The organism is Chryseobacterium nakagawai (genome assembly GCF_900637665.1).
GTDB classification, from domain to species: domain Bacteria; phylum Bacteroidota; class Bacteroidia; order Flavobacteriales; family Weeksellaceae; genus Chryseobacterium; species Chryseobacterium nakagawai.
This window is the reverse complement of the sequence record NZ_LR134386.1, coordinates 116,537-131,974: the sequence shown is the minus strand read 5'-3', so window position 1 is coordinate 131,974 and position 15,438 is coordinate 116,537. Positions and strand designations below refer to the sequence as shown.

At 36.7% G+C, this 15,438-nt stretch carries 14 protein-coding genes and 5 tRNA genes; 14 read left to right on the top strand and 5 right to left on the bottom strand.

The features are described from left to right. The first annotated feature begins 93 nt into the window (after positions 1 to 93). The 5 genes from EL260_RS00580 (at position 94) to EL260_RS00560 (ending at position 5,978) form a co-directional block, all read left to right on the top strand. Positions 94 to 1,107 (top strand): DUF4421 family protein, encoded by a 1,014-nt coding sequence (locus EL260_RS00580; RefSeq protein WP_123858365.1) that lies wholly within the window; start codon positions 94 to 96, stop codon positions 1,105 to 1,107. Between the two features lie 69 nt (positions 1,108 to 1,176). Continuing rightward, positions 1,177 to 2,559, top strand: coding sequence for a phosphoglucosamine mutase (gene glmM / locus EL260_RS00575; RefSeq protein WP_123858364.1), 1,383 nt, complete (start codon positions 1,177 to 1,179; stop codon positions 2,557 to 2,559). A 44-nt stretch (positions 2,560 to 2,603) separates the two neighbouring features. Continuing rightward, positions 2,604 to 3,185, top strand: a complete 582-nt coding sequence (locus EL260_RS00570; RefSeq protein ID WP_123858363.1) for a Crp/Fnr family transcriptional regulator — start codon at positions 2,604 to 2,606, stop codon at positions 3,183 to 3,185. Between the two features lie 229 nt (positions 3,186 to 3,414). Next, positions 3,415 to 4,386 carry a quinone oxidoreductase family protein gene (locus EL260_RS00565; protein ID WP_123858362.1) on the top strand — a complete coding sequence of 324 codons (972 nt, stop codon included), beginning with the start codon at positions 3,415 to 3,417 and terminating at the stop codon, positions 4,384 to 4,386. Between the two features lie 209 nt (positions 4,387 to 4,595). Beyond that, the gene (locus EL260_RS00560; RefSeq protein WP_123858361.1) at positions 4,596 to 5,978 is read left to right on the top strand and encodes a tetratricopeptide repeat protein; all 1,383 of its coding nucleotides are present in this window, start codon (positions 4,596 to 4,598) and stop codon (positions 5,976 to 5,978) included. A 66-nt stretch (positions 5,979 to 6,044) separates the two neighbouring features. Here the strand turns inward: EL260_RS00560 and EL260_RS00555 are convergent, their stop codons facing one another. The 3 genes from EL260_RS00555 to EL260_RS00545 form a co-directional block, all read right to left on the bottom strand. Next, on the bottom strand, positions 6,045 to 6,923 hold the full coding sequence (locus tag EL260_RS00555) for a DMT family transporter (RefSeq protein WP_123858360.1): 879 nt from the start codon (positions 6,921 to 6,923) through the stop codon (positions 6,045 to 6,047). Then, on the bottom strand, positions 6,910 to 7,563 hold the full coding sequence (aat, locus tag EL260_RS00550; protein WP_123858359.1) for a leucyl/phenylalanyl-tRNA--protein transferase: 654 nt from the start codon (positions 7,561 to 7,563) through the stop codon (positions 6,910 to 6,912). Before aat ends, EL260_RS00555 begins: the two co-directional genes overlap by 14 nt. 63 nt (positions 7,564 to 7,626) lie before the next feature. Beyond that, positions 7,627 to 8,004: a DUF3127 domain-containing protein gene (locus EL260_RS00545; protein ID WP_123858358.1), complete on the bottom strand. Its 378-nt coding sequence runs from the start codon at positions 8,002 to 8,004 to the stop codon at positions 7,627 to 7,629. Positions 8,005 to 8,183: 179 nt separating this feature from the next. Between EL260_RS00545 and EL260_RS00540 the strand changes: the two genes are divergently transcribed. The 5 genes from EL260_RS00540 (at position 8,184) to EL260_RS00520 (ending at position 8,775) form a co-directional block, all read left to right on the top strand. Then, a tRNA-Leu gene (locus EL260_RS00540) sits at positions 8,184 to 8,265 on the top strand. A gap of 4 nt (positions 8,266 to 8,269) precedes the next feature. Further along, a tRNA-Gly gene (locus tag EL260_RS00535) sits at positions 8,270 to 8,345 on the top strand. A 6-nt stretch (positions 8,346 to 8,351) separates the two neighbouring features. Beyond that, positions 8,352 to 8,435: transfer RNA gene (locus tag EL260_RS00530), tRNA-Leu, on the top strand. Between the two features lie 122 nt (positions 8,436 to 8,557). Continuing rightward, positions 8,558 to 8,642: transfer RNA gene (locus EL260_RS00525), tRNA-Leu, on the top strand. 49 nt (positions 8,643 to 8,691) lie between these two features. Continuing rightward, positions 8,692 to 8,775, top strand: a tRNA-Leu gene (locus tag EL260_RS00520). Between the two features lie 171 nt (positions 8,776 to 8,946). Here the strand turns inward: EL260_RS00520 and EL260_RS00515 are convergent. Then, positions 8,947 to 9,933: a helix-turn-helix domain-containing protein gene (locus EL260_RS00515; protein WP_228445250.1), complete on the bottom strand. Its 987-nt coding sequence runs from the start codon at positions 9,931 to 9,933 to the stop codon at positions 8,947 to 8,949. Between the two features lie 98 nt (positions 9,934 to 10,031). Here EL260_RS00515 and EL260_RS00510 point away from each other — a divergent pair, with 98 nt between their 5' ends. After that, the gene (locus tag EL260_RS00510) at positions 10,032 to 12,416 is read left to right on the top strand and encodes a TonB-dependent siderophore receptor (protein WP_123858357.1); all 2,385 of its coding nucleotides are present in this window, start codon (positions 10,032 to 10,034) and stop codon (positions 12,414 to 12,416) included. Then, complete coding sequence (locus tag EL260_RS00505; RefSeq protein ID WP_123858356.1) at positions 12,417 to 13,580, top strand: PepSY-associated TM helix domain-containing protein; 1,164 nt, start codon at positions 12,417 to 12,419, stop codon at positions 13,578 to 13,580. 7 nt (positions 13,581 to 13,587) lie between these two features. Here EL260_RS00505 and EL260_RS00500 read toward each other — a convergent pair whose 3' ends face one another. Beyond that, entirely contained in the window at positions 13,588 to 14,193 is a 606-nt protein-coding gene (locus tag EL260_RS00500) for a helix-turn-helix domain-containing protein (protein WP_123858355.1), read from the bottom strand. 125 nt (positions 14,194 to 14,318) lie between these two features. Between EL260_RS00500 and EL260_RS00495 the strand changes: the two genes are divergently transcribed. Together EL260_RS00495 and EL260_RS00490 are read left to right on the top strand one after the other, a co-directional pair. After that, complete coding sequence (locus tag EL260_RS00495; protein ID WP_123858354.1) at positions 14,319 to 14,714, top strand: YbjN domain-containing protein; 396 nt, start codon at positions 14,319 to 14,321, stop codon at positions 14,712 to 14,714. 19 nt (positions 14,715 to 14,733) lie between these two features. Then, positions 14,734 to 15,435, top strand: a complete 702-nt coding sequence (locus tag EL260_RS00490) for a PspA/IM30 family protein (RefSeq protein WP_123858353.1) — start codon at positions 14,734 to 14,736, stop codon at positions 15,433 to 15,435. The last annotated feature ends 3 nt before the right edge of the window (positions 15,436 to 15,438 follow it).

Sequence of the window (15,438 nt, the reverse complement as noted above, 5' to 3'; positions counted from 1 at the left end):
GCGATAAAGATTGTGGCTGTTCTTAACACAGATTTCAATGGACGAATTAAAAAAAAATGTAGTATTTTCATTTTTTAATTTAAAATATCCAGGTTGAATCTTAGAAAAGAAGTATTTGTTGTATTATTTTTGGTGTTGGCCATTCAGGCTAATGCACAAAGAGATACCACAAATATTAAGTCTTATGCTGATCAGGTAATGATTCGTGCTAATCTGGACACCAATATTGAAAGTTATATTTTTACAGAAGGAGAAAAGGGAAATCAAAAAAAACAGATCTTCTCTATCAATAATAAAACAAAAGTTTCCTTTTCTGTTGATTACAGAATTATAAGTGCTACAGTATCATTTGCACCTCGTTTTTTCGCGGAAAATAAAGATAATGATCTTAAAGGAAATAGTTCCTATACAGATTTTAGTATCAGGTTTTTTCCCAAAAGATTAATCCAGAACCTATATTACAAAAATGTAAAAGGCTTTTATATTGAAAATATGAAAGAGCTTTTTCCTGCCTGGAAGGAAGGAGATCCCTACATGCAGTTTCCAGACTTACGAGTACAAAGCTTTGGAGGCTCTACCGCCTATATTTTGAATAAAAACTTTTCCGCAAGAAGTATTTACACGCAGGGTGAATGGCAAAACAAAAGCAGTGGCAGCTGGGTTCCTTTTCTGGACTATGATCTTACCATTTTAAGAAATAAAGTAGAAGATCAGAATGCTAAAGAAACACAATATAAAATAGGCGCCAATATGGGCTATTTCTACAACTGGGTACTCGGGAAAAATGTAAATATTGCCCCTTATTTTGCCCTCGGACTTGGAGGGAAGTTTTCAACTTATCGCGATGTTTTTGGGGATGGTTCGATAAAGAATGTCCAATATCTGACTTTAAGGATGGAAGGTGGGCTTCACATAGGATACAATACAGATCGTTTTTTATTTGGTGGAAAAATGAATTTCAATGCGTATGCTTATAACCAAACAAGGAATCAAACCGTAGAGAACAACAGTCTGTACGGTTTACTGTACATAGGCTATCGCTTTGCTCCTCCGAGAGTTGTGAAAGATACATATGATAAAGTTCAAAAAAAGATTCCTGTTCTGTAAGGTCAATGTCTTTTTAAGTATCTTTGTTTCTCATAAATTATTACACTAATCAATAAGAAATAAAACAGAATGTCGTTAATAAAATCTATTTCGGGAATTCGCGGAACCATAGGAGGGAAAGTAAATGATAACTTAACACCTCTTGATGTAGTAAAATTCGCTTCCGCATTCGGAACATGGCTTCAGAATAATAAAAATAAAAAAGATTTAACCCTTATCATCGGAAGAGATGCCAGAATCTCAGGACAAATGGTTTCTTCCCTGGTAACTGCAACATTACAGGGATTAGGAATCAACGTGGTTGATCTGGGCCTTTCTACAACGCCTACCGTTGAAGTAATGGTTCCTGAGCTACATGCAGATGGAGGAATTATCCTTACCGCATCTCACAACCCAAAACAATGGAACGCTCTTAAATTGTTAAACGAAAAAGGAGAATTCATCAGTGGTGAAAACGGAGCAGAGGTTCTTGCTTTAGCAGAAAGTGAAGAATTCAATTATGCAGAAGTAGACGATTTGGGGAAATACGAAACAAGAGATGATGCTTTTGACATTCATATTCAGCAGATCCTTGATTTGCCAATGGTAGACGTTGAAGCAATCAAAGCTAAAAACTTTAAAGTAGTATTAGATGCTGTAAACTCTACAGGAGGAATCGCCATTCCAATGTTATTAGACAAATTAGGTTGTGAAACCATTAAATTATATTGCGAACCAACAGGCCATTTTCCACACAATCCTGAACCGTTAAAAGAACATTTAGGGGACATCTGTGAATTGGTTAAAAAAGAAAATGCAGATCTTGGAGTAGTAGTAGATCCGGATGTAGACAGATTAGCTTTAATTGATGAAAAAGGAGAAATGTTCGGTGAAGAATATACCTTGGTAGCCGTTGCAGATTATCTTTTAAAACATAAAAACGGAGCAGCAATTTCCAACCTTTCTTCAAGCCGTGCTTTGAGAGATGTTGCACATACTCACCATTCAGAATATTTCGCAAGTGCTGTAGGGGAGGTAAATGTAGTCACTTTAATGAAAGAAAAAAACGCCGTAATTGGTGGAGAAGGAAATGGAGGAATTATCTATCCTGAACTTCACTACGGAAGAGATTCTTTAGTAGGTGTAGCCTTATTCCTGACTCATTTGGCAAAAGAAAATAAAACCGTTTCCGAACTAAGAGCTGGATATCCAAGCTATTTCATGGGGAAAAAGAAAATAGAATTAACTCCGGAAATTGATGTAGATGCGATCCTTAGTAAGATGGAGAAAGAATATGAAAACGAAGAAGTTTCTACCGTTGATGGCGTTAAAATAGACTTTGAAAACAATTGGGTACACCTTAGAAAATCCAATACAGAGCCAATCATCAGAATTTATACTGAGGCTAAATCTCAGGAAGAAGCTGATAAATTGGGAGATGATATCATCGCTAAAATTAAAAGTTTAATTTAAGTAAACATAAGAACGGACTTGGTCCGTTCTTTTTTTATCTCAGAATGTTTGAACATATCAAAAACAAATTTCCCTTTCCAAAAGAAAAATGGAGAAAATTTTTAGGCAACTTCGAACGGATGGAAGTTCCTGCTAAAACCGTACTTTTAAATGAAGGTGAAGTTTCAAATAATGCCTTCTATCTGGAAAAAGGAATTGTAAGAGCTTGGTATAATAATGACGGTAAAGATGTTACCTTTCAGTTTTTCCTTGAAAATACCATGTTCTCTTCCCTGGAAAGTTTTAAAAAAGGTCTTCCGAGCATGGTCTCCTTTGAAACAGTGGAACCCTGTATTTTGTATAAAATTAAAAAACCTGATGTAGAAGCATTTCTTGAAGAAGCTTACGAAACTCCTGAACTTAGAAACCTATTGATGGATGCTCTTTTCGAAAGGATCTTCGATTATATGAAACATTTCTTTTCATTTATAAAAGACGCTCCACAGCAACGGTATATTCACCTGGCTCAGCAAAAGCCGGAGATCATCAAAAGAGTTCCTCAGCATTATATTGCTTCTTATTTAGGGATTACCACGGTGCATCTCAGTAGGATAAAGAGTAAAATACTGAAAGAGAAGAGGTCTTAGGCAGGAAGACGGGTTTTGGAGCAGGAGGTTTTTCGCAGGCCATGTAGAAATGAAGGCTATGCTTACCTTGTTTGCTAAGTTGCCCTAACATTCAAAAAATAAAAAAACATAGTAAAAACACTTGTGAACTCAGCCTTCCGCTTTCATCTTCCTACGTTTCCTCAACTGATAACAAATGTTATCGCTTCCTCATTTTCCCCTTCATAATTTTGTATAAAAATGTAAAACAATGAAAGCAGCAATAGTATTTGAAAAAGGAAGTATCCCTCAATATGCAGATTTTCCTGAGCCGGAAATAACAAATGAAAACGAAGTATTAGTAACGGTAAAGGCAGCATCCATTAAAAACCTTGATAAAGCAAGAGCTAGTGGGAAACATTATTCTACGGAAAGCGAAGTCCATAAACCAACAATTGTAGGTTCAGACGGAGTGGGGTATCTTGAAAACGGTTCAAAAGTCTATTTTTTCAGTAAAAAGGGAACCGTTGCAGAAAAAGCAGTCGCCAATCCCAATATGATGGTGGCTATTCCTGAAGGATTAGACTTTTCCATAGCAGCAGCACTTCCCAATGCGGTAATGGGATCAGCAATGGCATTAAAGTTCAAAGCCGGTATACAGCCTGGAAACGTTGTGCTGGTGAATGGAGCAACAGGAATTACAGGCAGAATAGCCGTTCAGATTGCAAAGGTGTATGGCGCAAAAAAGATTATTGTAACCGGAAGAAACGAAGAATCTTTGCAGTCACTTCTTGAACTGGGAGCTGATGAGGCTATTTCTCTGCAGTTAAGTGACGAAGATTTTAAAACGAGAATAAAAGAAATTCATAATGAAAGTCCTATTGATATTGTTATCGATTATATCTGGGGACATTCTGTAGAAATGATTTTATCAGCGTTTAAAGGAGATGGAACATTTTCTCATACAACGAAACTGGTTACTATTGGTGGAATGAGTGGTGATACAATCCAATTATCCTCACAGATCCTCAGGGCAACAGATATCCAGATTTCAGGATCAGGATTGGGAAGCTGGACAAAAGAAGAATCAGCACTTTTATTTAAAGAAATTATCCCTCAAATGTTCCGGGCTGCTGTAGAAGGAAAAATTAAAATAGAAACTGAAGAAGTTGATATAAAAAATATCGAAACGATATGGAATGCTGAGATACAAGCCGGAAAAAGGCTTGTAGTAAGAATTTAACCCCAATTTCTGTTTTTTTATCCACAATCCTTTTATTGGTTTTCTTTTTTTACTATTTTTATAATAGAAATTTATGAAATGGAAAATTCAAAAAAAAGTTGCAACTTTGCATAAATATTTGAATATCAGTTTCAGATATATTATTAATTAATAAAGTTTGCCGAGGTCTGTAAGTAAATTCAGGCATTGGGCCGACAAAGAGGACACTATTGGAAGAGTATTTTGGAAATGAACTTGTAAAAAAGTTCGAAGAAATGATGGAAAACAATGACGAATTCTACTTCGATACTGAGGAGTTGGAAGATATCATTGTTTATTATTTGGAGCTTGGTGATTTTAATTACGCCGATATGGCCGTTAATTATGGACTGAAGCTTCATCCCAATTCATTAGATATCAAGATCAAAAGACTTGAAATTCTTCTGGAGTGGGAAGAATATAATACGGCGAAAGAACTTATTGATGAACTAAAAGGTGCTTCGATGGAGAATACAGACTTTTTAGTTTGTTACGCCAAGTATTATTCGAACCTGGGTAACCCTAGAAGATCCATTGAAATTTGTAAAAAAGCTCTTACGCTGGAGGAAGAAGAAAATTTCCTTCACAACTTTATTGCGGATGAATATGTAAATCTAGGCGATCCTTTTAACGCTCTTAAGCATTACAGAAAAGCACTTAAAGAAGATCCTTCTGATGAATATTCAATGGAAAATGCGATGGTGTGCTTTAGTGATTTGAACAAGAGTGAGGAGGCTATTGCCTTTCTTAATGAATATTTAGATGAATTCCCTTATTCCGAAACCGCATGGTTTGAATATGGGCAATTCTACTTCAACAGAAAGAATTTTGAGGAAGCTATAAAAGGATATGATTATCTACTAGCTATTAATTCAAATTCTGTTGGAGTATATGCCAATAAAGCAGCTTGTTATGAAGCATTAGGACAATACCAGAAAGCGATTGAGACCTATGAGGAAATGCTTGAACTGGAATATACCAAGGCATTTACTTTTTATAAAATCGGATTGTGTAACAAAGCACTAAAGCAACCTATTTTAGCTTTAAATTCATTTCAGAAATCGTTGAGAGAAGATCCTCAGTTTTATCTGGCAATGATGGAGCAGTCTTATTTATATGAAGAAATGGGCGGTATGTCAGAAGCTCTTTATTTTGCTAAGGAAGCTACCCAATTGAATGAGAGTAATCTTGATTATCAAAAAAGATTAGCATTTCTGTTCATTGATTCCGGCAAATTTGAAGAAAGTCTTTCCTGTCTAAAAAAGCTGGTAGATGCAGAGCCGTCAAGATTTTACAATTGGTATGCGTATTCAGAAGTTCTGATGCTTGTAGGGGAATATGAAGAAGCGGTGACGGTTTTAAATGCGGCAATAAAGCATCACCACAGAGCAGAATTATATTATCAGTTAAGCAACTGTTTTTTCAACCTGAAAGACCAGGATAAAGGAACAGAATCCCTTCAAAAGGCTTTAGAATTGGATCCGTCTTTAGCTAAGGATATGCAGAAAAAATATCCTTTTATTAAAGATGAAGTGAAAAAAGTAAAAGCAAATAAGGTAAAGAAAAAGAACTAAATATAGTCTCAAATAATGAAAACCTGCAGAAATGCAGGTTTTTTTATTGATAAAAGTATTGTAAATCTATTTTTTCGGATTACTTCTTAAAAAGATCAATCCGGCAATAATAATTCCTGCGCCTATAAATTGGAATAGAGTTAGTTTTTCGCCATCAATTATGCCCCAGATAATAGCTACAATAGGCATTATAAGCGTAACCGTTGAAGCAAAAAGAGGGGTGGAAACTTTTAATAACCGATAATTCATTGTCATGGCAAGCCCGGTTCCGAAAATGGAAAGTAAACTTACGAACATCAGCCCAAGCATATTTTCCTTTGAAAAGCTGAACTCAGAAAAAAATCCTGTACTTGTAAGAGCAATAATAGATGGAAAAATTAAAACAAAAGAAAATATAAAAGAAGATAAAACTACGGAAGAAACTTCCATAAGTTTTGATTTTACGGTCGTTGTACTTAAAGCATAGCATAAAGTTGCCAGTAATAGCAACAAAATCGGTATTATTTTAAGTTCACTGCTGTCACCACCACCAAAAGCCAGAATACAGACTCCTGTAAAGCTTATCAGAGTTCCGATGATCTGTTTTTTTGTGGTTTCAAACTTCCAAACCAAAGCACCTACAATAATGACGAAAATAGGCATCATGGAGTTGATGATCCCGGCAATGCTGCTGCTGACTTCAGTTTCTGCAATCGGAAACAGGAACATAGGGATGAAATTTCCGGTCAGGGCAGCTAAAACAAGCCATTTTAAATGCTTCTTAGGAAAAAGTTTATAATTGGAAATCGCAATAGGAAATAAAATAATACCAGCAATAAGCACCCTTAGTGCGCCTACCTGGTACGGACTAAAATGGTCCAGTGATTTTTTGATCAAAATAAAAGATGACCCCCAAATAATACTCAGGATCCCCAGAAGAAGCCATTTTTCTTTATCTGCGTTCATTATTTTCGTGTAAGATTTTTAAAAATTCTTTTTTGGGAATCATTTTAGCACCCAGGCTCTCCAGGTGTTCGGTATGAGACTGGCAGTCAATTAATTCAATTTGGTGTTTGTGGGTTTCTACAAAATGAATAAATCCAGCTTTTGAAGCGTTGCTTACTTTCGCAAACATGCTTTCACCACAGAAAATATTTCCGATCTGTAAACCATAAAAGCCACCTACAAGTTTTTCATCTTGCCATACTTCAATGCTTTTGGCCAATCCATATTCATGAAGCTGGATGAAAGAATCCATCAGTTCATCAGAAAGCCAGGTACCTGATTGCCCTTTCCGGATAGTTTGCTGACAGTTTTTGATGACTTCCCTGAAACTTTTGTTCTCAGAAAAAGTAAAAACACTTCTGTTTAATATCTTTCTCATTGATTTGGAAATCTTTATTTCAGCAGGAACCAAAACAAATCTTGGATCCGGAGACCACCATAAAATTTCCTCTCCGGGGTTGTACCAAGGGAAGATTCCTAATTGATAAGCGAACCAAATGCGCTCTACAGACAGATCTCCACCATAAGCAATAAGCCCATCGTGGCCATCATACACCTCCGGATCAGGAAATGAAATCTCGTTTTCGTCTAATCGAACCATTTTTTAGAAAAAAAATCCCACTTTATAAGAAAGCAGGATTAATATTTGATCTTAATTCTTTAATTAGAAAGGCAAATCATCATCGTCGTCTCCGGCAAACGGATTCTCGTTAGAAACAGGAGAAGCTGACTGCTGAGGCGTAGCCTGAGTAGGTTCTGATCCATTATCAAAAACTTTCTCTACTTTCCATCCTGTAATAGAGTTGAAGTATTTAGTTTCACCTTGTGGAGAAACCCATTCTCTACCTCTGATGTTGATTCCAATTTTTACGTTTTCACCTTCTTTAATGTTATCTAATAAACTAATTTTATCAGATAAAAATTCTATGTTTATCGGCTGTGGATACTGTTCCTGAGTTAAAATAACCAATTCTCTTTTTTGAAATCCACTTGCAAATGTTTGAGTTTCAAAAAGTTTCTTTACCGTTCCTTGTAATTCCATATCGTAATTATTAACGATGTAAAAGTAAGAAAATGAAATGTAATAATAGGTGCTGCTGAAAAAAAATCTGGAAATTTTAATTTTTTTCCTGAAAAAGTTTGGAGGTAAAGGAAATTGTCCTATATTTGCACTCACAAAAACGAAGCAAGCTCTTTAAAACTTACAATACAAAAAAACCAGCGGATGTGGTGTAATTGGTAGCCACGCCAGACTTAGGATCTGGTGCCGTGAGGCGTGGGGGTTCGAGTCCCTTCATCCGCACTATGCGAAAATAGCTCAGCTGGTAGAGCACAACCTTGCCAAGGTTGGGGTCGCGGGTTCGAATCCCGTTTTTCGCTCCACACCATGCCCTGGTGGTGGAACTGGTAGACACGCAGGACTTAAAATCCTGTGTCCGCAAGGACGTACGGGTTCAAGTCCCGTCTGGGGTACAAGGCCCTCTGTATTTCGTTACGGAGGGTTTTTTGTTTTTATAGAGAGTGTTCTTTAATAGAATTTCTTATATTTGTAAGAGAATTGATTTTGAATCTGTGAAAGCAGATCAATATAACCAGCGGATGTGGTGTAATTGGTAGCCACGCCAGACTTAGGATCTGGTGCCGTGAGGCGTGGGGGTTCGAGTCCCTTCATCCGCACCATACAAAAAGTAGGATTTGCTTTCAAATCCTTTTTTTGTACCATACACCAGCCCTGGTGGTGGAACTGGTAGACACGCAGGACTTAAAATCCTGTGTCCGCAAGGACGTACGGGTTCAAGTCCCGTCTGGGGTACAAAACCCTCTGTATTTTGAATACGGAGGGTTTTTTGTTTTTTTAAGGAATTAGAATGTAACGAAATGATTGATGACCTGATATTGTTATACATTCGTTTAGGAAAAAAATAAATCCGTAAAACGTTGTAACAAGTCTAAATTGTATAGAAAACAGATCTATTTATGTCTTTCAATTTTTACGATAATAGCTAGGCCCAACCCCAAATTCGTTCTTAAAAGCCACACTAAATGACGAAGGAGAAGCATATCCCAAATGATAACCAATCTCTTTAATGGAGAAATCAGAATTTTTAAGCAGATAAAGAGCTTCTTTCATCCTAAGTTTTGAAGCATAATGGAAAACACCATCCCCAAACAGTTCTTTAAACCCATTTTTTAATTTGAATTCATTAATACCAAATTTGATAGAAAGCTGTTCAATAGTATAAAATGATTTTAGGTTTCCTTCTATGAAATCTTTTACAGCCATTAGGGTATGAATTTCAGCATTGCTGATGGAAGTTTTGTTTTTTGTTTCAGTTTCGTTTTCCTTGTTTTTTGCAAATTCAAAAATGAGCAGAAGAAGGCTGAGTATCTTACTTTTAATAAAATAATCTTTGTAAAAACCTTCCAGACTACATTTTTTGATTTCCAGTAAAATACCCATCATTTGTGGGGTGATAGGGAGTCCTTTAGGGAATAAACTGGCGGGCTGGTTCTGGTCTATTTTGTAAATAAAGTCCTGTAATGCACCGCTGCTTTCTGCCAATTGGTGAAAATAATCCTTGGAGACATAAATATCGAGGTTCTTGTAAGAGGTTTCTTTCTGGAAATCTATTTGTACATCAGCATTTTCCGGAGTAAAATAAATATAATGATGAAACAGTTTATATTCTCCAGGTTTCCCATCAATGAGATCCCTGATGACTTCTGCTCCGTCAAGAAAAAAAGCCAGTTCAATATACTTTATGGCTTCTGTACGGAATTTCATTGTATAATCCCTGATATAAGAAAACTGATATTCTTTTACCAAAAATTCATCCCCTTCATATAAAGTCAGGGTTTCAAATGTTCCAAGCTCATTAACGAAAGTTTCGGGCACGCTGCTGCGATGATTTTCCCCGAAAAAATCAAAAATCTGTCTTGCTATCGTATGGTTCGGTACAATCTCTCCCAAAATCTAAAGTCTTTATCCCAAGCTCAAAAGTTTTTCCTATCGGCAACCGCTAATTTTGCCTGTGTAAATTTAATTAAACTAATTCTAAATAACAATTTATGAATAAGAACAGATTCCTTTTTCCTGCAGTGTTTTTTCCTGCAGTGATCTGGGCACAAAGCACGGCACAGATTACAGGAAAGGTAATGAACTCCCAAAAGAAACCGGTTCCGGCTGTAAAAGTTATTCTTAATAACGGAGAATCAGAAACATATACTGATGATAACGGCTTTTATCGTTTTAATAATATGCCTGCAGGGAACTATGTACTTAAAGTAGATGATCCGGAGGTAATCAAAACCTATTCTTTTACACTAAAGGAAAGTGACAGTATTACTCATGATTTTATACAAGCAACAGATACTTATCAGATTGTTGCGGTAAACGTTACGGCAAACCGAAAAACAATTCCTTCTTCTACTTTAAGATTAGGGGAGAATCTTTTGGTAACGCCTCAGAATATTCAGGTGATAGATCAGCGTTTACTGAGCGATCAGCAAATTCTTACGACGGCTGAGGGGCTTACCCGAAATGTAAGTGGAGTGCGGACTATTACTCATCAGGAAGAAGGAAGTGTGGGTATCGCTGTACGCGGATTCTCTGCTTCTAATCTTAGGAACGGAATGGATGTAAGCGGAAGCTTTGGCCCTCTTCGTGAAGATATGTCTTTTGTAGACCGTGTAGAGTTTGTAAAAGGCCCTGCCGGATTTATGATGGGGAATACGCAACCCGGAGGTTTCTATAATATTGTTACCAAAAAGCCTGTAGGGAGAGAAAAAGGAAATGTTCAGCTTACTTTAGGCAGTTTCAATCTGTACCGGGCATCTACAGATGTTGAAAAAAAATTAAGTAAAGATGGTAAGTTCTGGGGGAGACTTAATTTGATGGGGACAAAATCAGGCTCTTTTCAGCAATATGTAGAGCATGAGCAATACGTCATCAACCCATCTTTCAAATATATTGCATCAGAGAACACCAATATTACATTGGAATATATTCTTTCGCAGAATAACTTTCAAGGAGGGTTTGCTAAATATGCCTATGGTATTGATGGATTTAAAGACGTAAAAAGATCATTCAGTTTTTCTGATCCCATTATAGACCCAACCCGTTCATGGGAACATAATATATATGGGACGATCAATCATAATTTTAATGATAATTGGATGATTACCGGTCAGTTTGGGTATATACGATCTCAGATGCAGGGAGAGTCATTATATGCCAGTTATAATAGCATTGCATTGGCAGACGATCCTGTGAAAGGAAGAAAAAAAGGAGATGTAGACCGCGGAATCAGTATCAATGATGCTTTGAACACATCAACAATAGGGCAGGTATTTACGAGAGGGAAATTTGAGACTGGAAATATCAGTCATAATATTCTTGCGGGAATAGATATGGGAAAAAAATCTTATGTGGCCGATTGGTCAGTGCTTCCACAAAAGGTAGGTCCTGTATTTAATATTTATAATCCTGTCTATGGCCATTTGAAAAAATCCGATATTCCGGAATATGATCGTTCAAGATCTCTTAGAGAACGGGGTGCTAATTATCTTACGGATTATTCTTATACTTCATTTCATCTACAGGATGAAGCCCGTTTTATGGAAGATAAATTAAGAATAGCAGCAGGCTTCCGCTATACATCAACGGTGAAAACAAGCGCAGCAGACAAAGGAGCGGAAGTTAAAAATACAGCGGTAACTCCAAGATTTAGTATTACCGGGTTATTGACTCCAACATTCACCGTGTATGGATTGTATGATGAAACTTTTCAGGAACAGACCGGAAAACTTCTTAATGGGAGCACAGCAGATCCATCGTATGGTAAAAATACTGAGCTTGGAGTCAAGAAAACATGGTTCAATGGGCAGTTGATGACCAATCTTACTTTTTACCATCTTACCAAAACAAATATGCTGACTGCCGCCGGAATTGAATATCCTGGACTCTTTGAACAATCCGGGAAAAGCGTCTCAAAAGGAATTGAGTTTGATCTGAATGGAAATATCAGTAAAAACTGGAGTATTCTTTTTAATTATGCTTATACGGATGCAAAAGTGACAGAAGATAATGATCCTAAGAAAATTGGAGGAATGCTGTATGGAACAGCAAAACATATCACCAATGCCTGGCTAAAATATACCATTGCAGAAGGGGATTTGGAAGGTCTTGGGTTTTCTTTTGGGTATGAATATCAAGCTAAAAGAGCTGCGTGGCCGGTGGTTTTAGACCATCCCTATCTTCCTGATGACTATTTCACTTTGGATGTTGGCGTTTCTTATAAACGGGATAATTACCAGCTGTCATTCCTTGTGAATAACCTAACCGACCGCTATAATTATGTAGGGTTTTATCCCGGTGCCTGGGGATATACTCACTATGGATGGAGAGCATCAAATCCAATTAATTTCAGACTTAATCTTTCATATAATTTCTAAATGAAATCCGGAAAACCCAAAAAGAAAAACAACAGAAGCCTTTTTTATAGAATATCGGCCTGGCTGCATTTGTGGCTGGGTCTTATTTCCGGGGTTATTGTTGTAGTGATCTGCATCACCGGAATTACATGGTCTTTTCGTGATGAAATCAAAGATTGGATTGACCCTGAATTGAAATTTGAGTCTATTTCAGGAAAGGAAATGGCTAATCCAGCCGATCTTTACACAAAAGCAAAGACTTTATATCCTGAACAGGAAATATCCTTTGTATGGCGTCCTACTGGCAAAGCTGCGATGATAGGTTTCGGAAAAAGAAATCCGGGGTTTGTTTTGCATCTGAATCCTTACACTGGTGAAGTGATCCGGAAACCTTCATTTAAACAAGAATTTGATTTTTTTGAATGGACATTAAAAGGACATCGGTTTCTATGGCTGCCATCAGAGATTGGAAGACCTGTAATTAATTATTCTACACTGATTTTCTTTATTACTTTACTATCAGGATTAGTTCTGTGGTGGCCTAAAAAATGGACAAAAGCCATGCGGAAACAGAGCTTTTCAGTAAAATGGGCTGCAAAAATAAAAAGACTTAATTATGACCTGCACAATGTCTTTGGTTTCTATGCTATGGTTATTCTTTTGGTGATATCAATGACGGGTATGTATTATGGCCTTCCGTGGTTCAATAAATTTCTGTATTTTACTACTTCTCTTGGTAAACCCCCTACAGAACGGCAGGAAATTAAAAATATTTCTTCTTACCAACCGAAAAAATTACCAATATCTATGCTTTTGGCCTGGGAAGATGCTGCAGATAAAGTAGATGCAAAAGGGTATTATGTATCTGTCCCTAAAGATTCTACGGAAACAATTGGCATATTCTTATATCCTTCAGACCGCCGGTTCTATGACATTCAAAGTTTTAGTTATGATAGGAATACAGGTATTCCACTGGCTAATACTTCAGCATATGCAGCTACATTTGACAGAGCAGATTTTGCAACTAAAGTACAAAAACTGAATTATGATTTGCATGTGGGGTCTGCTCTTGGAGGAATATGGGGAAGGGTTTTGTACTTCTTTATTACCATCATAGGAGCTTCACTTCCTATTACGGGATTTCTGGTATGGTGGTTTAAGAGAAAGAAGAAAGTGAATCCGTAGATAAGATTTATCTTTTTTTCTCAAGCCTTTCAAGTCTTTCCAAAATATCTGTAAAGATATTCTTTTCAGCAGTGGAGACATGTCCTACAATCTTATAAAGATTCTGATTCTTTGTATCCGTAACATACTGCAAATTTCCGTTGTTATATTCTAACAGATGAGTGGAGGCTTCTTTTTTCAGATCAGCTTTATTCAAAAATAAAACATCACCATAATGATAAGGGGAAAGCAATTGCTTTTCTGGGGTAAATTCATAGACCAGATCCACGGATGCTAATATTTTTTGCAAAATAGAACTGTTTTCAGAATCATTTGTCCTTGGATGTGCATTTTCCTTTCTTTCGCTAATGGCTAACTCCGGGAAAAGCATCAGTTGGTCAATGTCTGAAACACTGGCTAATTGGTTTACTTGCAATGTTTCAGTAAGTAATTTATCAAGATCAAGATTAAAATGACTGGCTACTTTTAAGATGGTTTCAATCTTCGGTTCTGCACGTCCTTCTTCATAAGAACTGATTACTCCTCTGTTTAAGTCAAATAAATCAGCAAAAGCCTTTTGGCTCAGTCCTTTAACCTGTCTTATTTTCTTAATATTGGATCCAAAGAAGCTCATTTTTGTCTAATCTTTTTTGCAAATATAGAGAATCTTAAATAAATAATTGCTAAAAATATTTGCAATTTGAAAATTTTATGGTATATTTGTGTAGAACGAAAAAGCAAAACACTAAACCAACCTGCATGAAAAATCAAATATTTAGAACGGTCAAAGAGTGGTTGTTAGATTATGAGTTCAACATCATCCTGGAAGATGAGGCTCAGAGAATCTTAATCATTGAAAAAGAATCCAACGGAATCAAAAATATGATTCTTATTATATCAGATTCTATCCTTATTATGGAACAGTTCCTTTTCGAAATAAAAAAACCAACAGAACAAACCTTTAGAAGACTTCTTCAAAAAAACAGAGATATCGTGCATGGAGCCTTTGTTTTAGATAGTACCGGAAAGCGGGTGATTTTCAGGGATACCCTTCCTACAGATCACATGGCGCAGAACGAAGTGATGGCTTCCATCAATTCACTTGGGATTCTGGTAGGCGAGTTTACCAACGAGATGCTTGAAATGAGTAAGTAATTCACAAAAGATATTTAAAATGAACATTTTCAAAAGATTATTAACAATAGGAAAGGCAGAGGTCCATTCTGTGATCGACAGCTTTGAAGATCCTATAAACTTAACGGAGCAGGGAATCCGTGAAATGAAAGAAGAGCTAGGGAAAAGTGTTGAGTCCTTGGCCCAGCTAAAAGCACTTGCCATCCGTAAGAAAAATGAAGCGGAGACGGAAGGGCAGACTTCAAAAGACTATTACAACAAGGCAATACTGCTTGTTCAGAAAGCGGAAAAAGGAGAAGTGGAAGCTTCAGAAGCAGATCGTCTGGCCAAAGAAGCTTTAAAAAGACAGGCTTCTTCACAGGAAAATGCAGACCAGTTGCACAAAGAGCATGAAAAGCTTCACACCGAATGTGAAAAAATGCAGGCAACTATCAATCATTTGAAATCCAGTATCGCCAAATGGGAAAACGAATTGAAAACCCTTAAAGCAAGAGTTCAGGTAAGTGAAGCTACGAAAGACATTAATCAGAAAATGACTCAGATGGATACCGGAAGTACTGTAAGCATGCTGGAAAAACTGAAAGAAAGAGTGGTACAACAGGAAACGCTGGCAGAAGCCTATTCTGACCTATCGAAATCAGGAAAGACAATTGATGAAGAGATTGAGGCTATGGTAAACAATAAAGATACCGAAGCTGAGGAAGCTTTGAACAGATTAAAGGAAACACTTAAAAAAGGCTAATAT